The organism is Streptomyces sp. NPDC041968 (genome assembly GCF_055589025.1).
Genome location: NZ_JBVJCB010000002.1, coordinates 70,286 through 95,630, shown reverse-complemented (window position 1 = coordinate 95,630; position 25,345 = coordinate 70,286). Strand labels below are relative to the sequence as shown.

Annotated in this window: 2 protein-coding genes; both read left to right on the top strand. The window is 76.1% G+C overall.

The features are described from left to right. Nucleotides 1-57: 57 nt before the first annotated feature. Complete coding sequence (locus ACZ6EG_RS05530; protein ID WP_469601817.1) at nt 58-24,744, top strand: lonely Cys domain-containing protein; 24,687 nt, start codon at nt 58-60, stop codon at nt 24,742-24,744. After that, entirely contained in the window at nt 24,737-25,345 is a 609-nt protein-coding gene (locus ACZ6EG_RS05525) for a type VII secretion system-associated protein (RefSeq protein WP_391968742.1), read from the top strand. The genes ACZ6EG_RS05530 and ACZ6EG_RS05525 overlap by 8 nt, the downstream gene beginning before the upstream one ends.

The following is a 25,345-nucleotide window of genomic DNA, read 5'->3' as shown; positions in this document are numbered from 1 at the left end:
CTGTACGCCGGGAGCGGCTCCGCGGTGCTGCCCGCACGGCCTCAAGGGCGGCCGCCGATGAGCATCATGCCGTCGCCCGAAGTCAACGCGATGATCTTCATCCTCACGGGAGAAAGGCTCATCGACGCGGACGAGGACCTCGCCTACGAGAGCCGCGGGCCCTACGCCCGGCTGGGCCGCAAGATCGACCAGATGTCCGCGCTGATCCAGAAGTCGGTGCACGACATCGGCCAGTCCATGCCGGACGACCTGTCGAAGGCGTACGCCGCCGCGATGGGTACCCTCACCGACGACGGCGGCAGGAACTACCTGCGCGAGTTCTCCGAGCAACTCGACAAGATCGCAGAGGGCCGGCGCAAGACCTCCATGGACATCATGGAGTCCAAGTGGCAGGTGATCGCCGAGGTCATCCGGCTGCTCATCGAGATCGCCATCTACCTGGCGATGTCGTTCTTCACCGGCGGCGCGTCGGCGAGCCAGATCATGCTCGCCAAGATGCGCAGCCGGTTCCTCATCCTCACCACGCTCAGCCACCTGCTCCAGCGGCTGCACATCGCGCCCTCGCTGACCGAGGCGTTCTCCGAGGCGTTCACCACGTTCGCGGTCCGGCTGGCGATGATGAACTTCGCTCCCGACGGCCGCCGTCCCGACGGCTTCGACTGGGGCCAGATCCTCAAGGACGCCGCGTTCGGTGCCGCGGCCGGCGGACTCACCAGCATCTTCGCCGACTTCGCCGGCAAGATCGTCAAAAGCTACGACGACGCCTTCCTGAAGAAGGGGCCCGATCTCGACTTCAAGCCGCCGCCGAAGGTGAGGAACGACCTCGACCTCGACGCCGGCAACCACACGCCGAACTCCAAGCCGGACCCGGACACCAAGGTCGACACCCCCCCGAACGGCCGTCCCGACCCGGTCACGAACAACCCGTACGTCCCGCCGACCGGCTTCCGGGACCTGTTCTCCTTCCGGAACAACTTCCGTGACAACCCCGACCTGTGGCGGAACAACCAGATCCTGCGCAACAACGCCGACCGGCCGGGCGCGATCGCCGGGCACTACGGCATCAAGGGCACGGCCGACTTCCTCGCCGCCGGCTCCGGCGAGGCGCTCGCCGAGATCCTCATCAAGGGCGCGTTCGACGGCGACTGGTCCACGAGCTGGTCCACCTTCGTCGGCGCAGGGATCAGCAGCCAGGTCGAGGCCACGCTCACGGACGGTGCCATGAACGGCGGCGCCGAACTGCGCAACATCCTCGAGGGGTTCCGCGACAGGCCGCCCACCGTCTCCGGCGGCGACGGCACGTCCTCGGGGACTGGGGACTCCGAAGGGCCTCCGCGCACCGGTGGCGGCACCGGTCGCGCCGACGGCCCCTTGCACCCGGACACCACCGGCGGCACCGGCACCACGCCCGTGCCGTCCTCGGCGGACGGCGGCGCCGAGTCGCCTCCGCCGTACTCCGTGACGGACCTTCCGCCGTACTCCGTGACGGACCCTCCGCCGTACACGTCGTCGGCCCCGCCGCCGTACTCCCCGGGCACGCTGCCGGTGACCGCCACGGAGAACGCCCTGTGGCAGCAGGTGCACCGCGGCTCCGCCGACATCCGTGAACAGGCACTCCGCGACCTCACCGCCCTGCGCGGCGCGCAGCCTCCCGGCGCCACGGAGATCGGCGTCCGCGACGCCCTGCACGGCAACCTGTCCCAGGCCCCGGAGATCCGCGTGGTCCCCCTGGGAAGCGGCCCCGCCGCGGAGGTCGACACGGACGGCGTGCGCCGTTCCCTGGAGAGCTTCGGCCCACCGGTGACGGTGACGCCGCCGCTCACCGTCACCGTCACCGACGGCACGGTGCCGGTGGGGGAGGGGAGCGGCTCCGGTGCGGGTGAGGGAACGGGGGTCGGCGCGAATACGGGTGCGGGCCTGGGTGCCGGCGCGAGTGTGGGTGCGGGGACGGGAACGGGCGTTGGTGCGGGTGCGGGTGCGGGTGCGGGCGCGGGTGGGGGGACGGGCGTCGGTGCGGGCGCCGGGAACACCGGTACGGGCACGGGCTCCGGAGCCGGCCCCAGCACCGCCCCCGGCACGGCGACCGCCCCCGGTACGAGTGCCGGGCCGGGGGCCGGTGCCGGGAGCAACGCGGGTGCCGGCAACCGTGCTGCCGTGGACTCCGACGGCGGCGCCACCGCGTCGGAGCAGGACCCGCCATCCTCCGGCGTGCCCGGTCGGGACGCCCCCGTCCCCGAGACGGTGACCTCGACGGACGGTGTGCCCGGGACCCGGGACGCGGCGTCCGGCGACACCGCCATCGTGCCGCCGAAGGCCGAAGCGACCGGCCCCGTCACCGTCGACGCGGGTGCCTCGCCGCTCACGGTCGTCGTGTCCGAGGGGCTGCTGCCGGCAGCCGGTTCGCCCGAGGCGGCCGCGCTCCTCGACCGGGTCGGCGCCGACCGCGCCGTGGTGCTGGGCCCACCGGCCGCGCCGGACGGCACCGGACGCCCGGTACGCGCCGCCGTCGAGCTGACCCGCGAGACACCCGAAGCCCCGGCCCGGGCACGCCCGCTCACCGGTCCCGCCACCATCACCGCGGACACCCCCGCTCCGGAGACCGACTTCCCCGGCGCGGACGTGCTGCTGCCGCTCGCCGACGCCCTCGGTCCTGCCCCGGACGTGCGGCCCGTCGTCACCGAGAGCGCAGCGTCCGTGGACACGGGTCCCGTGCCTTCGGTGGACGCGGCCCGGCCCGAGAAGGCACCCTTGGCGCCGGTCGAGCCCCTACCACCGACCACCGACGGAGCCGTCCCGCGCACCGACCTGACTGTCACCCCGGACGTCGCGGCCAAGTTCGACTCGGCGTCGCGGCCCTGGAGCGAGCCCGCCGTCGGACTGCACGTGGAGTCCGGTGACGACGGTGGCGCCAGCTCGCCCGTGGCCTCCCCGCCACCCGCCGCCCAGGTCGTCGTACGCCCTGTGGACGGGGTCGCGCGGCCGGGCGGCGAGCCGGCCCTGGCCACACTGGACGGGCGCTCCGTCCGGCTGGACCAGGTGCGGCGCCTCGTTCCGGACACGGCGGTACGGCCCGAACCCGGGCGCACCGTGCGGACGCTGACCATCTCCCAGGACCCGGCCGACGACGGCACGGCCCGAGACGCCGGGCGCCGGGCGCTGCTCGGACTCGACACCTTCCGAGGCGTACGCACGGAGTCCGGATCCGCCGCCCCGAGCACGGCGAGCACGACGGGCAGCGCGGACGCGGCGGACCCGGCGGGGTCCGCCCCCCGTGCCGTGTTCACCGGTCCGCCGACCGCGCTCCCCGGCGCCGGCACCGAGCAGGGCGCCGACTACTTCGTGGGGCACGGCACCCCGCGTACCGTCACCCTCGGCACCCACGACGCCTCCCGGCCCACCGTCAAGGTCAGCGGCGTGCAACTCGGTGAAGCGCTCAAGGCGTGGGCGGCCGAAGGCGACCGGGAACGGCCGCTGGTGCTGTACTCCTGCGAGACCGGGCGGCAGCCGAGGATCGCGGGCCTCCCGGTTGCCCAGCACGTCGCGAACCGGACCGGCCGCCCCGTGTACGCGCCGACCACCGAGGTCGGTACGGCCCGCGCTAAGGACGGCGACGTCCGCGCGGTGCTCGTGGAGGACGGGGACGGACCGGGCCGGTGGCGGCTGTTCACCCCGGAGCCCAGCGGCGCCGACCTGGACCGGCTGGCGCGCGACGCCGGTCTGCACACCGGCCCGGGCCCGGCGGACCCGTTCGCCCGCGCCCGCACGCTCCAGCAGATCCGCACCCTGCGCGACGTGCTCGGACCGGACGCCGAGAAGCGGCCCGGCAACCGGGACCTGCTGGCCGGCCTCGCGTACGCGGACGGCCTGCGCTGGCACGGCACGGACAGCGCGACGCGCTACGGCGACGGCCGTATGACCCCCGACCTGCTCCGCCGCATGGTCACCGACTGGCACGATGCCGGAGGCGGTCCGGCGGGCGGTCGCGCCGACGTCGACCCCTCCACCGGACCCACGCCCGAGCAGTACACCGCCTTCCTGCGGGCGGCACACGCCTCCCGGGTCGACCAGGGTCCCGGCACCACACTCGACGACCTGATCCCCCCGCCGCCGCCCACTCTGCCGCCGACCGCGCTCGTCTCCCGGGACGACGTGCGCGGCCTCGACTACGCCCGGTCGGCCCGGGTCGCCTGGGGGTTGTCGGACGATCCGCTGCCCCTCTCCGAACTGGGCCTCGGCTCCGAGGACACCGCCGAACTCGCCCGCCGCAGGCCCGACCTGGCGCCCGTACCGAGCCGACCGGAGAGCCCCGCCGAGGACCTGACAGCGTTCGGCCCGGTGACCACCACCCCCGAGCCGGGGAGCCTCCTCCGGGCGGGCGGACGCACCTTCCGCCGGGTCCTAGCCCGGCCCGACGGCAACTGTTTCTTCCGGTCGGTCCTCGACAGCGCGCGTTCCCGGGCGGTCCCGCCCGCCTGGGCCGCGTGGAGCGTCGGCGGGCTGCGCGCGCGGCTGCGGGACCGTGTCGCCCACACCGAACTGGGCGACATCGCCGACGCCCTCGTGCCGGACCCGGTCCACTCCGTCGTGAACGACCTGCGGCTGCGTGCCCTCGCCGGGGAGAGCGACGCGGGCGCGCAGCGCCGGATCGCGGAGGAGTGGGACCGGATCGCGCGGGAGGTCGTCACCGACGGCGACCCGGGCCGGTGGCGGGAGATCGTGGCCGGCAGCGACTACCCGGGGCTCGCCGAGGTGGCGCCCACCCCCGCCGACGCGCGGCGGCTGGGCGGACGCGGACTGCTCGCCGCCGCCGCCGCCCGCGTGGACCTGTGGCCGTCCCCCTTCGCCGACCTGATCCCGGAGACGCTGGCACACACCCTCGACCTCGACCTGAGGGTCGTACAGCCCGACCCGCGGACACCCGGCGCGCTCACCACGATCGCGCTGCACCCGGGCGGCACGGGCGACCCCCTGCACGTGGCGTACAACGGGTCCGACCACTTCGACGCCCTGGTCCCCGACACGGACTTCGCCCCCGACACGGACTTCGCCCCCGACACGGACCCGGTTCCGCAGCCCGCCCGGGACCCGCGGCCCGCCCCCGAGGGTTCCGACCCGTACACGGACTGGCTGCGCGAGATGGCCGGGATCACGGACACCGGCCCCGACCCGGCCGACGAGGACGAGCGGACGCCGCTGGAGACGCAGCTGGACCGGTACCGTCCGGCCCGGCTGTTGATCGGCCCGGACGCCCACCGGCCGGGCCCGGCGCCGCGCACGGTCACCTTCGAGGACGGCAGCAGGCTGCCCGCCGCGCTGATCAGGCCGGGAGCCGACCCGGACGACACCGACGCGGACGACGCCGACCCGGACGGGACACCGTCGGGCACCGAGCCCGCCGGGCTGTTCGCCGGGACCGGCGTCCTCACCCTGCGTGCGCCCGAACTCGCCGCGCGACAGATCCTCGACGGGCTGCCGGAACGGCTGCGGACGAGGTTCGATGAGGCGGAGCTGCTGCGGCTGCTGGCCGACCAGCCCTCGGCGTTCACCGCCCCGCGCGGCGCCCGCTTGGTGGGCCGGGAGAAGTCCGGCGTCGGCCTGGAGATGACGGTGGAGGCCGTTCCGTACCACCGCTGGGTACGCCTCTCCGACGTGGGCGGCGGCACGGTCAAGGCGGACACGGCGCGGCGCGGGCAGACCGGCACGGGCGGCGGGCGCACGGTGGGCTTCGGACGCCGGATCGCCGGTGCCCTGAGCATGGGCCCGCCGCTGGACTGGCTGCTGAAGATCGGTGCCTCGCTGGGCTGGGCCCGCCGCACCGACTACTCCCAGGGCACCACGGCGTACCATCAGTCCGAGCACCGCGCCCACGAGGGCTCCCACCTGCACCTGGACGATGTCCACTACCGGGTACGGGTCCACCGCGTCACCGAGACGCCCCCCGCCGCCGCCCCGGCCGTCACCGACGGGACGCCCGGCACGACCGGTACCGCGCCGGGCCCCCGCTGGACGCGACAGCTGCTGCACACCGCCGAGTTCGGCATGCGGGACGGGCTGAGCTGGCGGCTGCCCGACGACCTGACCGTGCCCTACGAGGGGCTGCGCCGGGCGCCCCGGACCCTCACCTTCCCGGCGGGGGAGCACCCGCGGCTGCTCGACTCCACGGGCCTGTACCTGACGGACCCGGCGGAGGACGTGGCACTGGCCCTTTCCGGCGCGCGGCCCGGCAGTTCGGCGCACCGCACCCTCGTGTCGTACACCCGTCCCGGGCGGCTGCTCGGCCTGTTCGGACGGCTCGCCGGACCGATCAGCGGACCCGAGCTCACCCGGGGGAGCGGTCAACGCCCGCTGGGACATCTGGTCGTGGAGCGCTCGGTGCCGCACCGAGCCGACCTGGTCACCGAGTCGACCAAGGTCGAGGTGCGCGACCTCACCCAGACCACGTACTCCAACCAGCGCGGGCACGTCAGGGAGACCCGGTTCGGCCTTCAGGTCAGCTCCGGGCCGAACCACCAGTTCGCCGGGCCGGTCACCGACGTGCGGGTCCAGGGCGGGCCGGTGGTCCGGACGGACCTCGCCGCCGGGCGCGGCCACTACCTGGGCACCGACGCGGCCCGCAAGGTCACCGGCCGGGTCCGCAACCAGCCCATGGCGCTGTACCGGGTCGAGCGCACCCTGATGGTCCGGGGCGCCGGCGAACCGACGTCCGCGGCGCGGCCGGTGCGGGTGGTCAGCCTGGACTGGATGTCCACCCAGGACGCCCGCAGGCTTGCCGGATGGGACAGTCGTACGCCCGGCCGTACGGGCCCGAACCCGGACGTCGAACCCCCCGTGCCCTGGTACCTCAAGAAGGAGGACCCGGTCCATCTCGGCGGCCAGGTCCGCGCGGAGGGCTTCCGGCCCGAGAACACCGCCACCGGCACCGATCCCGCCACCGATCCCGCCACCGGCCCGCAGACGGCACCGGCGCGGGACGGCACTCCGGAGCCCCCGCGCGACCCCCTGCGGACGTTCGCCGACACCGTCCTGGACACCCTGCACGCCTCCTACCCGTCGCTGTTCCTTCCGCCCGCGATGCGGAGCCACCCGCGGTCGGCGCGGCTCTGGTACGGCGACGAGCGGCTGCGGACCGCGTGGTTCAACGAGCGGCAGGTGCGCGAGGCGCTGAACCGGCCCACCCTCGCCCAGGCGCTGGACGACCTGACCACCACCGGCGTCCCGGTCACACTCGTCGAGGACGGCAAGGTCAGGCGCGGGCACCACACGCTGACCCTGCGGGCCCGGCTGACCGACCGCCGGTTCGAGACCACCCTCAACGAGCGGTCCCTGCGCAACGCGGTGATCGGCAACGAGGTCTCGGGTCAGGGACAGCAGCAGTCCAGTACCTACTCCGCCGGCGTCGAGGTCGGCGTCTCGCCGCGCGACCACGACAAGGTGAGTGGCACCGGGCTGCCGCGCCGGATCGGCAACCTCACGGTCGGTGGACGCTACGCCCACACCCGCCAGGAGGCCACCCGGAACACGGTCACCGTCGCCCACGACCACCTGACGGCCCAGAGCGGCATCGACCTCTACAGCTACCGGGTGGAACTCAAAGCCGACTTCGAGGGGCACCGGCGCCCGCGCGGCTGGCCCCGCCTGCTCACGGCCGGACTGCTCGGCGCCGGAGTCTTCGTCAGCACGGTCGCGGAACGCCCGCTGTTCCGCCGGGGCACCGAGCCCGTCGGACGTGTCGAACTGGCCGTCCCCGCCGCGCACGGCTCCCACCACCACGCCCCCGCGGACCCGCCCGCCGCGCCGTCCACCACGCCGTCCACAGCCCCGTCCGCCACCCCCACGGCGTTCACCGCCCCGACGACGTCCACGGCTACGACGTCCGCCCCCACGGACCCCGCCCCGCGGCGGCTCTCCGCCACCGAGGCCGATCAACTGCTCGACGGCACCAGCCCGTTGCCCCGGACCGACGCGAGGAGCCGGTCGCTCGTCGAACGGCTGCTCGGCTCCCCGCACGTGGTGCTCAGCACCCAGGGCGGCCCACGACGCCAGGAACTCATGCAGGAGACGGCGGACCGCGCCTCCGGCGGCTCCTGGCACACCAGCGCGCCCGGCACCCCGGTCCGCACCGCGCTGCGCCGCGCGGTGGCCGACCTCGGCGTGGCCGGGCAACTCGGCCAGTATCTCGGCCCGTTCGGCGCCCGCATCACCGGACTGAACGGCGTCGGTCCGTTCCGTACGCACTACCTCAAGGCCGCCCTCCGCGGCGAGCTGGACAACGTACGGGTCATGAGCGACCCGGGCCCCGCCTCGCTGGAGAACACGGTCGCCAACGACCACAAGGTCACCGGTGGCTGGAGCGCCACCTCGCGCACCACGCTCGGCCTCCAGGGCAGCGTCTCGCCCCTGCAGCAGGCCCCCGGCACCCAGCCGGTGTCCGGCTCCTACGGCAGCACGCTCCAGTACGCCTGGGGCAGAGGCCGCGCCCTCGCGCAGTCCGTCACCCGCGGACGCAGCACCACCCTGACGTACACCGGACGCACGTACCTGGTGGTCGCCGACGCCACCGAGACCGTCGCCGTCCGCGATCGCTGGACGGCCGCGATGGGCACCATCGGCACCCGGGCCGGACAGCGGATCGGCACGGCCGCCGGACGGCTCTCCGACCGCGCCGGGCGGGCGCTGTCCCCCCGCCGTGCCGCCGCCGCGCTCCACCGCGTCCGGGACGCGGTCATGTTCCACCTGCCGATGCAGGACGCCATCGAGACCGGCCTCGCCCCGGACGGCCTCGGCACCGGCACCCCGCGCAACCTCGGCGGCGGCTACCGGGTGCCGGGCTTCCTGCGCGGCCGGCGCTTCCCGACCCACCCCAACGGCCGGCTCGACGCGAGCCGCGCGGCGCAGCAGCTCCTGCCGCGCCTGGAGAAGGCCGGCGTTCCCTCGCACGACCGCGAGCAGGTCCTGCAGCGACTCTCGCCCGACTTCCTCCTCGCCCACCTGCACGAGCTGACCGCCGACGGACTGACCCTGCCGGTCCGCCACCGCGCCTGGTCGAGTCCTCACCACCTGCCCGTCGGCGGCAGCCCGGCACAGGTCCGGTTCAAGCTGACGCCCGTCGACACCACCGTGCAGCGGCTGCGCACCGGGTACGAGGTGGACGACTACCGGCCCATCGCCCGCGACCTGGCGCTCGGCGTCACCCAGGACCGCGGCGGCGACCTCACCCTCGGCGCCGGCCAGCGCACACCGGGCAGCGACGTCCTCGCCGCCCACCCGTCTCTCCAGGGCACGGCGACCGGACAGCGGGGTGGCACCCGCACCGACACCTTCGGCAGCACCGCGATGCCCGACATGGCCACCACACAGGCGCACGCGGAGGTCGTCGCGGGCTACGTCCTGACCGTCACCATGACCGACGCCGCGGGTGACCTGCTGGCGCCGCGCGCCGTCGCGCACGTCGGCACGCTCCACGAACTCGTCTCGGCCGGACTGCTCACGCCGTCCGGCGCCGGCGACGACGGCACGCTCACCGAACAGGACGTCACCGAACCCGAGCGCGCGGTACGCATGCTGACGGCCGACCAGGCGCGTCAGGAGGCCGTCGCCGCCTGGCGCGCGGACGGCGACGACATCCTGCCGTTCGACGACAGCACCGGTTCCGGCATGCTCGCCGTCGACATCCGCGGCGCGGCCAACGTCGAGGACGCGCTCACCCTCGCCACCGCCCGCGCCGACGGCCTCGGTGACGGTGACCTCGGCAGGCGCCACACCGGCGAAGCGCTGACCGGTCAGGTGCGCATGGCCCGGCACACCCCGCTCGGCGCCCTCGGCACGGCGGCCGCACAGGCGCAGCAGGAGGCCACCTCCCAGGGCGGCCTCACCGCAGGATTCCGCGAGGCACTCGGCGCGGACGGCTCCGTGCTGCCCACCCAGTCCTCCGCACGCCTCTTCGGCCAGTCCCACACCGTCGACTCCCGCCTCTACGCCAAGATGCACCGCCGCGGCGCCCGCCTGCTCGCCGTCGAGAGCGCGCCCCGCATGGAGGCCATGCAGCGGCACAAGACCTCCCAGGCGACGGAAGCCGGGATCACCGACAGCACCGAAGGCGCCCTCGGCACCGCGCCGCTGGTCGCCACCGGCGGCGCCGGCGTCACCAACCCCGGCGCCACCGGCCCGGTCGGCGGCGCCCTGGAGGGCATCGCGCCCAAGGGCGCCGAGGACGTCACCCTCGGCACCCACGTCAAGTTCGGCACCGACCGCAGCATGCTCTTCGCGCTGCCGGTGACCTGGCTGGCGGTCTCCGAGGCGGACCACCGGATCACCGACAGCCGGCCCCTGCGCACCCTCGGCAAGGCGAGGCGCGGCCCGCGCGCCGCCGAGGCCGAGACCACCGCCCTGGTCTGGCTGCGCGAGGACCAGGCCCGCGACCACGGCCTCCTGGACGACTCCTCCTTCCCCGAAGAGGCCGCCACCGCCTGGGACGACATGGCCAAGGCCGCCGCCGACCTCGCCGCCGCCGAGAAGGAGTACTACGACGCCCGCGCCCGGACCCGGGAGGCGTGGCTCTCCCTCGGCCCCGCGGAGCGCGCCGCGCTCGGCGACGGCGACCCCGGCCTGACGGCCGCGCTGACGACCGTCCTGCCGCGGGACCTCGCCGGGTCCCCGGCCGTCCGCACCTGGCAGGCCGCCCGCGACGACGCCCACCTGTGGCGGGGGCGGGTGGACGCCGCCGCCGCGGACCACCACCGGCTGCACCTCGCGGCGTCCCGGCTCACCGCCCACCACCAGGGCTCGGCCGCGGTGCCGGTGCGGGACGCGCCGCAGCAGTACACGGAGCCCGCATGGCGCTCCGAGGCCCCGGCCCCGTACACCGTCACCGAGCCCGACGGCACCGGAGCGCGCACCCTCACCTCACCGGACGGCACCGTCGTGCGGGCGGTCCACGACGTACCGCACGACGGCGCCTCGTTCTTCCACGCGCTCATCGCCGCGGCCCGGGAGCGCGGGCGGCTGCCCCGGCTGCTCGGCGCCGACCTCGCCGACCGGTTCACCGCGTCCCCGGGCGACCCCGAGGTCACCGCCGACGCCGTCCACACCGCCCGCGACCGCCTCGCCCGGGAGCTGGGCCGGCCCGACAACAGGGACCTGCTCGACTCCCTCGCCCCGGACACCGCCGACACCTTCACCCAGGCGGAGCTGGACGCCGCAGGCATCACGCTGTCCCGGGAGCAGCAGGCCGAGTTCGACGCCCTCGGTCGGCTCCCGGAGACGTTCTGGCCGACGCCGGCGCAGCGGGCGGCGCTGGCCTCCCTCGCCCTGGCCCGCCCGTTCGCCACCGAGCCGCTGCCCGCCGACGCCGGACGGACCGACGACACCCCGGCCCCGCCCGGGCGCCGCGCCGGTGACCACGGCGGCGCCGACCTGCTGCCCGCGCTGGCCGCACGGCTCCTCGGCACCTCGCTGACCGTGGTCACCGGCGAGGGCCGCGAACAGCGCTTCCTCCCGTACCGCGACGACCAGGACAGCGCCGCCCGTGACGGCTCGGCCGCCGTCGACCGCGCGGCCGACCCGGTCCTCCTCGCCGCCGACGGCCACTTCCACGCCGCCCTGCCCGCACACGCCCCCGCCCCGTCCACCACCGCACTGCCGGCACCGGTACCCGGGGGCCCCGGCTCGTCCGGTACGTCCGGCGCGTCCGGCGAGACCCGGGCCGCGAGCGGGAAGCCGCCCAAGCCGCCCACGCACCGCAGCCACACCACCGCGCCCTGGCTGCCGCCCGCCGACGGCGACGGCCCGCGCTACCGCCTGGCCCGCGACGGCGTCCTCACCGCGCCCGACGGCGCCACCTACACGCAGGGAACGCCCACCGGCCGCGGCAACGGCTTCTTCGGCGCCCTGTCCACCGCCCTGCGGCACGCCGCCGCGCAGCCGAGCCCGGACAGCCGGGAGGCAGGCCGCCTGCGGTCGCGTGCCGAGGCGTCGCCCGCCCAGCTCATGCGTCTGAACGGCCTGCCGGGCACCCCGGCCGAGCGGACCGCCCTCTTCTCACCGCCGCCCCCGGTGCGGCCCCGCGGCGCCCCCGCGCCGAGCCAGGAGGCGAAGGACGGCCACCTGCGCCGTCACCTCGCCGAGGCCCGCTGGACCACCACCGAGGCCGACCTGGCGGTCGCCCGCTGGGCCGCCGCCGCGACCGGCACCACCGTCACCCTCGTCGAGGAGAACGGCACCGCCCACACCTACCCCGGCCCCGGCGGGCACGGCGGCACCCACCTGCGGCTCCGTCGCCGGGGCGGCGACTTCGTCCCGCTGATCGAGCGCACCCCGGCCCCGGCCCGGGTGGCCGGGACCGACCGCACCGCGCCGGACACCACGACGACCCGGACCCCGACCACGGACCCGGCCCCGGACGCGGCATCCGTCCCGCTGCCGCCGTCCCCGCCGTCGTCACCGTCTCCCTCACCGGCCTCCTCGCCGTCTCCCACGCCGCTGCCGTCACCCACCGCGACCGCCACCCGCAGGCGGCCGGCCACCGAGACCCCCGCCGACGGCACCGGCACCGCTCCGGACGCCTCCGAACCGACCGCCCACGCCGTCTCCCATGGCGACAGCGGGGACGTAAACGTCGGCCCGCACCCACGGGACGCCGGCCCGCACCAAGGCCAAGAGCCCGTCCCCGAGGAGGCGTTCGGTCTCGAAACGCTGTCCGGCGCGCAGGACTCGAGCGGGGACCCCCGGCCGCGGCCCGCGCGCACGGAGGCCGAGGCACTGGCCCGGTTCCGCTCCACGGAGGACACCGAGGCCGAGCGGCTGGCGCAGCTCCAGTTCACCGAAGACATCGACAGCGGCGCGCTCCCGCCGCCGCTGCCCCCGGGCCGCCCGATGACGACGGTGCGGGAGGCACCCGAGGAGTCCGAGCCGTCCGACGACGAGCCGCATTCCGACGACGAGGACGAGCAGCCGCGCTGGGCCGACACCGGCTGGCTGAACACCGTCTTCGGCCCCCGGTGGGAGACCGTCCCGAGCGACCGGCTCAGGGAGACCTCCGAGGCACTGTTCGCGCTGGTGTCGACCGAGGCGGGCGAGGACCAGGAACCGCAGTCGCTGTTCCGCGCCCTGAACCGCGTCACCCGGCAGGTCCTGCACCTGCCCGCCGACGCCCGGCCGGGCCCGGCCGACCACCGGCTCCTCGGCTCCCTGGCACTCGACGCCTCCTCGGACGACCTGGAGACCACCGACGACCTCGCCCGCTACTTCGTCGAGCGGCAGATCGAGACCGGACGCGGCGCCCTGGACGAGGGCACCCTGCTGAGCGACCCGGCGGGGAACGCCGCCGGACGCGACTTCGGCCGCACGGGGCAGCACCCCGCCCCCTCGCCCGGCTCCTACGTCCTGCGCGGCACCGGCCGGGTCGTCGAACGGCCCGCACCGTGGCAGAACCCGTACGTGATCGTCGCCCGGGTGGCGGACGGCGGCGTCGAGGTCTCCCTCATGCCGGGCCGCACCTTCCGGGTGACCCGCCTGGACGAACTCGCGATGCTCATCTCCTACGACAGCCGGCGGCCCCGCGGCGCGGACATCGTCCTGGCACTGCCCCCGCACATCGCCGCGCCGCTCGCCGTCCTCGTCGCCGGCACCACGGGCCGTCGCGTCTGGCGCCCCGAGGCACCGGTCGCCGTGGCCACGCACCCCACGGCCGGGTCCCGGCTCGCCCTGGACCTGCGCGACGGCGACACGGGCGCGGGCTGGGCGCCGGTCGACCCCTCGGAGCGGGACGGCCTCCCCGGCGCCCGCGACCTGAGCAGCGACAGCGAGAGCGACACCGGCCCCGACAGCGACGACGACGGCGAACGCTCCAGCAGCGACGGCGACGCGGAGTTCGACCGCCTCGCCGACCGCCTCGCCCTCGAACGGCGGATCGACGAGCGCCGCACCCGGCCGCTCATCACCCGCGACTACGGCGTCATCGACAAACACGGCACCGGCGTCCTGTTCACCAAGCCGCTCCCGCGGCACGTCGCGGAGGTCGGCGCCGGGGACGGCACCGGCGCCGAGGCGGACGCGCTGCTCCTGCCGAGCCAGGACCACGGCACCGTCCTCATGGCCGACCGGCCGCCGCTGCACATCTCCGAGGACCGCACCCTGGCGCTGCTCGCCGACGGCGAGGGCACCACCGGCCGCGGGCGCCAGGTGTACGCCACCCGCGCGGCGATCGACGCCTCGTCGGCCCGGCTGGCCGCGGCCGGAGCGGGCGTACGGCTGAAGGCCGACGAGTCGACGGGCGTCCTGCTCCCCGAGGAGGACGGCTCCTACGGCGAACCCCTCTTCCGGGTGGAGCCCGAGTTCCTGACCGCGTCCGGCTCCTCGGAACACGCCTTCACGCGGGACTTCGCCCAGATGGTGGCCGGCACCGGGATCGCGTCCCTGTCCCACATCGCCTTCCGCGGCCCCGCCGGCGACACCGTCGCCACAGCCCCCGTGAACGGGCAGCACGGCCGCGAGGTCACCGGCACCCACCACCTGGCGCAGGCCCTGACGGAGGTCGCCGAGGGCACCCGCCCCGCCGGTGACGTCACCCCGCGCTGGGCCGCCCGCCGCACCGGCCTCGACCAGCGGTTCACCGGCGGTGTCGTCGGCGCCCCCACCCCCGGCGAACGCTACGGCGGCGCCCTGAGCCACGAACCGGCGGACAACCCCCGCCGAGCCCCCCTGTCCGCGGCGGCACGGCGCATCGGTGTCAACGAGCACGCCTGGGCGGGCGTCGGCGAGGGCTACCTGATCCAGTCGGTCAGCACCACCAACGACAGCGGCGCGCAGCTCTTCACCCACAACCACGCCAAGCCCGGCGACCGGGTCGGCCCGCACGCGCCCTACCACTTCGCACAGGTCGTCCTGGCCAGCGAGGACGGCACCCACCAGATCACGCTGGAGAACGAGACCCACTCCCGCGGCGGCAGCATCCCGGACGACGAACTCGACGCGATCGTCGACGACAACCTCGACCGGCACGGCGGCGACGGCCTGACCCGCCTTGCCCGGGCGGCCGAACGGCGGCTGGCCGACGCACGGCGCGACGGCGCGGACGGCACGGAGACGGCCCGTCTGGACGACCTCGCGCGGGCCGCCAGGGCCCTGGCGGAACTCCACGACGCGGAGCGCATCCCGTTCTACTTCGACGAGGACCGGCCCGAGCACGCCCTGGCCCAGCGCGACGCGGACCGGGCGCGCACCCGCGCCAGGGAAGCCGTCAGGGCCGCCGCGCCGGTCCTCGACCCCAAGGACCTGTGGTTCTTCCGGGCGTACAGCCAGCGGCCGGGAGAGTCGGCGCACGAGGTCAACGCGGCGCTGCTGTCCGAGGAATCCCCCGCGCTCGCCAACCCGCTGACGACGGTGGTGCTCCACGGCCACACCCCGCGCCCCCACCAGCGGATGATCCGCTTCGCACGCGAGCAGCACGGCCTGCCCGAGGGCGCCGACGGCACGATCGAAGCCCTGGCCCGGACGCTGGCCCGCGTGGGCCTGTGGAACCGGGCCCACGGCCTGCCGCTGCCGGCGGTCACCGTCACCGGCCACGGCAACCGCTCGCAGGCCCGCGCCCGCAAGCGCGCCGAGGCCGTCGGCAGGGAGCTCGGCGCCAGGCTGGCCCGGATCCTGGCCGCCTCGCAGCAGGGCGTCGCCGGAACACCCCTGGCCGTACGGGACTTCGGCCTCACCCTGGACGCCAAGCGGGTACGCGGCGCCACGGACCCCGACGCGGGGCGCACGGTGACCGTCGACATCGACGACCACCGCCAGGCACCGCCGACACCGCCCCCCTCGCTCACCGGCGCCGCGCTCCCGCGCCCGACGGGCGACGTGCCGACCGCCGACGTGCCGACGGGCGCCCCCCGACCCGTGGTCGCCCCGCCCGGGAACACCCGGCCCGCGACGCCCCAGTCCGCGACGCCCCAGTCCGCGGCGCCCGAGTCCGCGGCGCCCCGGTCCGAGGGCGCCGTCCCCAGCCGCGCCGCGTCCCGCGCGCGCAGCCGCTCCCCGCTGCCCAGCCCGGAGCACCGGAACAGCGCCGCACCGCCGTGGGTCATGGCACGCATCCGCTACGCCGAGGAGTCCCTCGCCTTCGACAAGCGGCTGGGCGAGTACCTGGCCGAACACGAGGCCGTGGTCGCGGAGTACCGCAAGATGGCGAACGCGGCGTGGAAGGCGGCGCGCGAGCGGCACCCCCGCAGCCTCGACCTGTTCGGCGACACCAGCAAGTACAAGGCCGGCGTCGTCGGCGCCTCCCGCCCCGCCCTGCAACAGGTGCTGCGCGGCGGGAACCTGCGCGAACTGGTGGCGCTGCTCTACGAGGGCATCTCCAAGGACTTCGTGCCCGACATGCTCGGCGGCCGGGAGGAGGAGCACCCCGAGATCGCCGAGGAACGGCCGAGCCGGCGGCAGCGCGAGACCCACGCCGAGTTCGAGCGGCGCGCCAAGGAGCTCCTCGCCTCGCCGGACCTGACCCCCGCGCAGAAGAAGAAGGCGGTCGAGGAGCTGGAGCGGTCGGTGACGATCCGGACCCGCCCGGAGGACGCGCGCCCGCCGCTCAGTGAGGCCGAGCGGCGCATCGCGGTCAACGAGCACGGACTGACCTGGCTGCCGGCGACGTCCCTGTACGACATCGCGATGAGCGCCGGCTTCCAGCAGCGTTCCGAGTCCTCGGGCGGCCTGGTGGCGACCGGCACCGCCGGATCCACGTACCGCTTCATGCTGCACGCCGCCCGCATGCGGGACCAGTGGGGCGTCGACCTCGACCTCGGCCTGATCCGCGCCGGGATGCTGGCCGTCTCCCTGACGGTCGACCACCACACCTTCCACGAGGTGATGCGCGGCGCCCAGCTCGCCCTCGACGACATCGCGGACCACGACAGCGCCCTGGACTACACGGACAACTGGGGCAGGTACTGGAACATCCACCCCTTCGGCGAGCAGGAACTGCGCACCCACGTCGCGCGGGACGGACGCTTCCCCGACGAACACGCCGAGGCCCTCCGCGACGAGCTGGAGAGTGGGTCCGGAACCGGTACCCGCACCGCAACAGGCCTTCCGATCCGCCCGGCAGGGGCCCGCCCCATCCACACCCGGCCCGCCACCACCGGCCTCAACAGCCCCCAGCCCCGGGCGCCGCACCGCACCAACCCGTTCGGCGACCCCGCGACGACGGTCCCCGGCGCCTCCCCGGGCGTCGCCATGCTCCAGGACGTGACGTCCGACGAGGCCGAGCGGCACCGCGAAGCCCTCCTCGACGCGCTGTACGGCCTCGGCGCCCTCGGCGACGTCGACCGGGACCGGGCCGCCGAGGCACTGGAGCGGCTGGACCGGCTGCGGGGAGCCGACCCCCGCCTGCGCGGCGGTTTCCTGGACCTGGACGCGATGGTCCGCCGGGTGCTGCTGCTCGGCCCCGCCGAGCAGGTGAACGCCGCGGCCCGCGGCGCCCTGGTACGGCTCATGACACTCCCCACGTCGGCGGGGGCCACCTCCCTGGCCGCGCTGTCCGCCCACTACCTGGCCCACCGAGGCGTGTTCCACCCGGACTTCCGGCTCAGCGACGCCCAAGGCCGCCCACGCGGCCGGAACTGGACCGGCCGCGCCCTGCCGGGCGACTTCGACGCGGGCAGTACCGGCCGGCTCCGGCGCACCCCCGACGGCACGACCGCCGACGGCGGCACCGAGGACGCTCCGTGGCGACCCGCGCCGGGCGACCCCGACCCGTACCTCGTGCTCGCCGCCGGGCGGGACGACGCGGTCGTGGTGCGCGGGCTCGGCGGATTCACGCGCTCCGTGCCCGGCGAGGTGCTGCGCGAACTGCTGGCCCTCGACCAGGTCCTGGCCCACCGGCCGGGCGCGGTCCTCCTCCACGTCGAACGGTCCGGCGCCGCCCCCTCGGACCTGCCACGCGCACTCGCCGACCGGCTCGGCCGAGAGGTGTGGGCCGCCACCGGCCGGGCGGTCATCGGACACCCGCCGAGCGCCCCGGACCGCTCGATGCTCCTGCTCCTCGACGAGGAGGGGCGGACGACCCGGGGCCAGTGGCTCGCCGACACACCCGCGGCCCCGGGCACCCCGCCCGGCGGAACGGATGACGACCGGGTCACCGCCCTCTCCGTCGCCCACCACGGCCACCGGTCCACCGGCTACATCTCGATGCCCCTCGCCCAGGAGGCGGACGGCGGCTGGTCACGGACACGGGAACACAGCCGCCTCGGATCGGTCACCTCCTACACCTACGTGCGCAGCGGCTACGACCACGGCAGCACCCCCGCCACCCTGCCCTGGGTCGAACTCGGCCTGCCGACCCCGTACTTCCCCAACAACCACGGCGCGCCCGGCACCGTCATGTGGCACACCCCGCAAGGCCCGAGGGAGGACGACGGGCCGCGGTTCGCGCGCACCCTCGCCCGCCGCCGCAGCCTCACCGCGCTCGACCCCGGACACCCCGTGGTGCCGCTCATCTGCTACGCCGCGGCACGCCCCGGCATCGGCGGCGTCCTCGGCGGTGACATCAGCGGACCGCTGCCCTTCGTGCCCGACCCGCTCGCGGTCGTGGCGACCGGCCAGCACATGGCGAACGAGACGGGCCGCACGGTGTTCGCGACCGTCCTGTCGAACTCGGTCGGCCCGGCCCGGCACAACGACCCCGAGACGTACGTCAACCTCGTGACCGACGCGCGTGGGCGCGCTCACCAGTGGGTCATGTTCCGGCCGGAGCCGGCCGGCGAAGCGCTCGACGGGCCGGCCCGCGAGGCCGCACTGCACACCGGCACGGGCGCCGCCCCGGACGCCGTACGGGAGCGGACCCTGCGGCTGGTGCGGGCGTTGCGCGAGATCTTCGGCCCCGCGGTCGACGACAGCCCGGAGTACCCGGTACTGCTGCGCGGCATGGGCGCGCTCGACCTGATGCACGAGGCCGACCCGGCCCTGAACCGCGACGGCGCGCGCCGGTTCACCCTGGACCTGTACGAGCGGATCCTCGGCCGGCACCGTTCGGCCGGACTCGCCCCGGGGCCGGTACCGCCGGCCACCCCGGACGACCACCGCCGCCTCCTCACCGAGGCCGCCGGTCGCCTCGACGCCGGGCAGCGGGGCCCGCTGAGCGACTGGCTCGCCCTGCCGCACCTGGCCCACCTGCTGGCGGGCCTCGCCGCGTCCCCGCAGCGCGAGCACCTGGCCCGGCAGGTCCTCGGACTCGACGCCACGGCACCGGTCGGCGAGACCGAGTGGTCGCGGCTGGTGTGGGCGTCGTTCAAGGTCGCCATGGTGACGAGCAGGGTGGACCGGGGTGCGTTCGCCGCCGCCGTGCTGCACCTGCCCGCCCCCGACCCGGCCCGGTTCGGCGAAGCGGTGACCGCGGCCCGGAAGGCGGCCGCCGTGGGCCGCGACCCGCGCCGGATCCACGAACTGGCCGCCCACCACCTGGAGCAGCAGGGCGCACTGGCACCGGAACGGCTGCTGAGGAACGCCGACGGCACCGCATGGGGCCGGACCCTGGACGGCACGGCCCGGCCCCCGGGCACCTTCGACCCGAGTGTGATCACCCTGCTCGGGCGCGGGCCCGACGGCTCGCTGGTCCCGGTCGGCAGCGAGCCCGCACCCTGGGCGACGCAGCCGGGCCGCCCCACCCCCTTCGTCTACGTCGCCGACGGCGACGCCGACGGGCTCGTGCTGCCGGGTCCCACCCCGGCCACGGTGCCCGCCCGGCAGTTCGGCGAACTGGTCTTCCACGACGCGGAACTGCTCGGGAAGGCCGGCAACGCCGAGGTGATCGCCGTGGTCCCGCACGGCAGCCCGGCCGGAACCCGGTCGCCGCAGGGCAGCCTCCCCGACGAGGGCACCCGCAACTCGGCCCGCAACTGGTGGACCACCCGAGGCGCCACCACCCTCCACCACGACCCGGCGACCGGCACCTACACCGTCGCGATGCTGCCCGGCCCCGACGGACAGCCGGCCCCGACCGGCACCTGGGGCCGGACCGGCCGCCCCAAGGGCGACCCGGCGGCCGACGCCACGGGCCCGGTCGCGTCGGCCACCAACTCCACGCCCACGCACCGTACGGACGCGCCGACAGAGCCCGTGTCCGGGCCCGCCGGTGCCCTCGCCGCCGCCTGGGACGCCCACGCGCGGGCGCTGGCCGCACTGGGCCGGGCCACCACCGAGGCCGCCACGACGGAGCGGGCCGGCGGTGACGAGACGGCGGTCGCGGACGCCCGCGCCGAGGCCGACGCGGCACGTCTCGGGCTGGAGCACGCCGAGGCACGACTGCGGACCCTGGGCACCGCCCCGGAGACCCTGGGCGCGGCGCGGGAGGCCGAGCGGGGGAGCGGGGAGAGCGCCGCGGCGCCGTCCGTCCCGGGGGACGCCGCCGCCCGCCGCTGGATCGCGGACCGGCTGACCGAGACCGACCTGCCGCCCGCGCAGTCGCCTCCCGCCGAGGACGAGACCGTCGGCCCGCGCGACCTGGAGGCGGCGGGCATCACACTCTCCGTCGGCCTGCGCACCGAGATGGCGCTGCGCGGCGACGACCGGCTCCCCGCTGCCGCGCTGCCACCGCTCGACCTGGCCCGGATCAGGATGACCGGCCCCGGTGCCTGGACGGCCGCGTCGGACACGGCGGCCGCCAACGCCGCACGGCGGCTGTGGGCGCGGGCGTACGCCGACTTCGCTGCCGCGGCTCCCGAGGGCTCGGACGAGGCCGACACCTCCCGTGCCTGGGCCGCCGCCGTGGTCCTGGTCCTGCCGGCCGAGCCGCACGAGGCGCGAGCCGACTACCGGTACGCGGGCGAGGGCTTCCAGGAGGCGGTACGCCGGGTCGCGGACCACGCGCTGACCGGGCCTACGGACGCCGAGTCCGCCGCCGAACTCGCCGACACCCTCCGCTCCGACCTGGGCCTGCGCCCGCGCTGGACCGCGCCCGCCCCGGACGCGGAGGACTCCGCCGAGGGCACGGCGGGGGACACCGCGTCGGACGCCGGGGCGCCCGGCGCCCGCACGGCGCCGTCGCCCGGCACCCGGCAGCCGGCGCCCGCGGCCCACCCGGGGTCGGTCACCGGCACACCCGACGCCACCACGTCGCCGCTGGACGAACCCGCCCCGGACACCACCGGCCTCGCCCTCACCGGCCTCGACCCCTCCGGCCTCGACCTCGCCGTCCTGGCCGGCACGGACCTCGACCACGTCGACCTGGCCGACCTCGGCAGCACCGCCTTCGACTTCACGCCCATCGCTTTCGACCCGCCCGGCGACTCGCCCGCGTCGGCCCCCGCCACCCCGGTCCTCGCCATCCCGGTCTTCACGGCCCGGGGCCCGACCGCGCGGGACGCGGCCGACGGGCAGACGGAGACCACCGCGCCGGAAAGCGCCGCCAAGGCCCGTTCCTCGTCGGCGGGGGACCCCATGGAGGGCGTGGAGACGACTTCGGCTCCCACGCCCGCGCCTCCTCCCGCCCCCGCGCTCACCACCCTCACCCAGCCGTTCTTCACGGGCCCGGTCGCCCCGGCGCCGTCCGCGCTCCCTCCCCGTAGCCTCGTGGCGTACGCGCGCGAGGCGACGGCCCCGTCCGCGACCGGCCTGGAGACCATCGAGCGGCTGGCGCACCAGGTCGCCGCCGCCGGGCTGCACAACCGCCGGGAGGGCTGGGCCCCACCGCGCGTCGAGGTCACCGGTTACGGCGCCGACGGCCAGGGCAACCGGGGCCTGAGGCGCGCGACGGCCGCCCGCAACCACTTCGTGCGACAGCTGACGCAGGCGCTTCGACGGTTGCAGCAGCACCTCCCCGCCGACGCCCCGCGCCTGACCGCCCAGGACTTCCGCGTCAAGGCGCTGGCCGTGAACCGGGTGCCCGACGACTGGACCGGCACGGGCGCCCTCGCCGGCGTCGGCCGGGCCGACCTGGGACGGCAGGCGACGATCCGCGTCGTCCAGGCGCCGGACGCGGCCGCCACGCAGACCCTCGACGCCCTGCGCCGCCGCCACCGCACCCTGCGCCACGGCCCGCTGGACGTCGACGCCCTCGCCTCCCGTGTCCTGCACCTCACCCCGGGCACGTCCGTGGACCAGGACATCCGCGACGCCCTGTTCGGACTGGTGAACAGGGCCGCCGCGGCCGGCCGCGCGACGAGCCTGCCCGCCCTGGCCGCCTTCCACCTCACCGAGCTGGGCGTGACCGGACCGGGCCGCGCCCGCCACTTCACCGCCGGGGGCCGCCGCGTCCCCGGCCTCAACTGGGCCCCGGACACGAGCGGGGCCGCCGAGCTGGACACCACCCGCAGCGACGTACTGGAGGACACCGGGCCCGGCCCGTACGACATCGCGGAGACACGGCCGACCCCCTGGCCCCGGGGCGTCACCCCGTACGTGGTCGCGGCGGGCGGGCGGCACGACAGGGTGGAGGCACTGTTGCCGGACGGCTCGACGCGGGAACTGGACGTCGACGAGTTCGTGGAGCTCGTCGCGGCGGACGCGGCACGCGAGCGGCTGCCGAAGGACACGCCGATCGTGCTGGCCGTACCCTTCGCCGGTGACCAGTACCTCGACCTGCCGCGCACGCTCGCGGACCGCACCGGCCTGACGGTGTGGGCGCACAGCGGCGAGGTGACGCTCAGCTCGGACCAGGGCGTGAGCACCGTCGACACCATCCGGCGCCCCGGGGCCCCAGAGGGCGACTGGACCGCGAGCGGGCCCGGCCTGGCACCCGACCCCGACGAGGACGTGCCGGACTGGTACCAGCAGGTGGCCACCCGCCCCATCGTCAGCGCGCTGACGGGCCGGCAGATCGGCCGCGCCTCGCACCACGCCGCGGAGTGGGCGACCGCCTTCGAGGACGACGACCGCCACCTGGACCGGATGTCGACGTACGTCCACTACTACCCGGCCACGGGGCGGATCTCCGCCGAGCACGAGCTGCCGCGTCCGGGCGTGGAGAGCTCCGCCTACCGCCTGGACACGCACGGCTCGCCCGGCCGCCTGCACCTGGCGATGAGGGACGGCACCGTCAGGCCGGTCGACGAGCGGGAGGCCGGGCCGTGGCTCAGGCGCCGCAAGAGCCTGTCGAACCTGCCGAAGGACCACTGGATCGACTTCGTGGTCTGCTGGAGCGGTGCCCCCGGGGACCGCACCGTCCCCGTGCCGCCGAACACGGCGAGCGACGCCTACGCCGGCCCGTTCGTCCCCGACCCGCTGAGCAGCCTCTCCCTTGGCCAGCAGCTCGCCAACTCCACGGGCCGCGGCGTCCGGCTGTCCTACGGCTCGCAGGGCACCCGCAGCCACGACGGCCGTTACACCCGCACCCTGTTCGCCGACGCGCAGGGCCGTCACCGGGCGTGGGCCCTGTTCCGCCCCGACCCCGCGGGGCCCGACCTCGACCGGCTGGCGGCGGTCGCCGGCCTGAGTCCCGGCGACGACGAGGTCTCCGACGAGATGCGCGCCGGAACGCTGCGCCTGGTACGGGCGCTGCGGCTGACCTTCGGCCACGACGTGGACGACGCCCCCGACTTCGCGGAGCTGCTGCGCGGCGTGGCCGCCGTGGACCACATGTGGCGCGGCGACACGGACTTCGACGCCGCCGGCCCGTTCACGCTGGACCTGCTCAACCGGGTGGTCGCGGCGCACCCGGAGGCGGCGTCCGGCGTGGACCGGGCGGCCGTGCGCCGCGTGCTGGCCGTGGCGGCCGACCACTGGGCCGCGTGGCCCGGTGACGACCTGGTCGGCTTCGTGGAGGTTCCGGCGATCGAGGCCGCCGCGCAGTGGATGCGGGGCGGCGACCTGGAGGACGAGGCCGTGACCGCCCTGGACCTGTCCGGCCCGCACGAGGTGGGCGAGCCCGAGCGGTCCCGGATGTTCTGGGCCCGGGTCAAGGCCGAGGAGATCCTGAGCGCTCCCGGCACGAACCTCGACGCCCGCGTGCCCAAGGTGCTCCACCTGCCGCCCGGCACCCGGCCGAACGGCTACCGCGGCACCCTGCTCGACCTGCTCACCCGCGCCTTCGCGGCGGGCCGGGACGCCACCGACCCGGACGTGGCGGCCGCCTACGACCTGGACGAGTCCGGGGCGTACGCCACCACCGGCGTGCGCACCACTGGCGGCGACGGGAGCGGCGACGGCCGCGACTACACCGCCGAGCGGACGCCGGCGACGGTCGACCTGGCCCGGTTCGGCACACCCAGCGGCATGACGGACACACCGTGGGCGGACCGGAAAGGCCCCGCCCCCTACCTCGTACGGGTCACCCCGGACGGCAACGCCCCCGACGTCTTGGAGCTGACCTTCGACGGGGAGACGTACCGCGTGCCGATCGGCGAGTTCCTCGAACTCCTCGCGCACGACACGTCGTTGACGGGCAAGGAACTGGACGTCCCGGTCGTCCTCGCGTTCTCGGCCCACGACGACGACCCCGGCGACCTCGCCGAGCGGATCGCCCAGCGCCTCGGCCGCACCGTGTGGTGGACCGGCTTCCCGGTGGACCTGTCCCCACCCGGCGCCCCGGGGGAGCCGTTCCTCACCCTGCGGACGACGCCGGACGGTGCCGAACCGGACGCCGACGCCTGGCAGAAGGCCCGCCCCGCCCAGGCCACGGCCCCGGGTGACGCACCGCGCCCGATCCAGGCACCCCTCGCGAGGCCCGCCGCCCGGCCCGGCCCGCACACCGACGACGATGACGACGACGTGAGCGAGGCCGCCGCCCGGCCCGCACCGACAGAACACGGGACGAGAGGACGAGATGAGTGAGCCCGGCGCCAAGACGCCTGCCGCCGCCGACACCACCCTGGACCCCGCGCCCCCGGAGGAGTACGTCCAGGCCGCCGGCCTCGCCCCCGACCACTGGCTCTACCTGCCCGACCCCGCCTGGCAGGGCGAGGGACCACCACCCGACTGGGCCGTGGTCGGCCAGTGGCGTTCCGACTCCGACGGGACGATCGTCGAGTGGGAGGACAACCCGGAGTACCGGCCGTCCCCGGAAGCGATGGGCTGGCCCGAGCCCGCCGACGACATCGACCGCGCCATCCAGCTGGCCACCACCGGCTACGGCCCCGCCGAGGCCGTCACCGAGGCCCTGTCCGGCGCCGAGGTCGCCGTCCTGGTCACCGCGGACGGCGAACCGGTCCGCGCCTCGGCACCCGACGGCACACCGGTGGTCCTCGCCTACACCTCCCCCCGCTACCTCCACGCCGCCGGACGCCTGTCCTTCGCACAGCTCCCGGTCAGCACCCTCCTCACCCGCGTCCCCCCGGACCACGGCCTCTACCTCAACAGCAGCGCACCGGTCGGCATGGTGCTGCCGACGGAGGGCCTCGCCGCACTGCTGGAAGGAGGAACACCGCCGAAATGA

Excerpts from the sequence above, each read along its gene's own strand:
- ACZ6EG_RS05530 (WP_469601817.1), top strand. The coding sequence starts at position 58 with ATGAGCATCATGCCGTCGCCCGAAGTCAACGCGATGATCTTCATCCTC.
- ACZ6EG_RS05525 (WP_391968742.1), top strand. The coding sequence starts at position 24,737 with ATGAGTGAGCCCGGCGCCAAGACGCCTGCCGCCGCCGACACCACCCTG.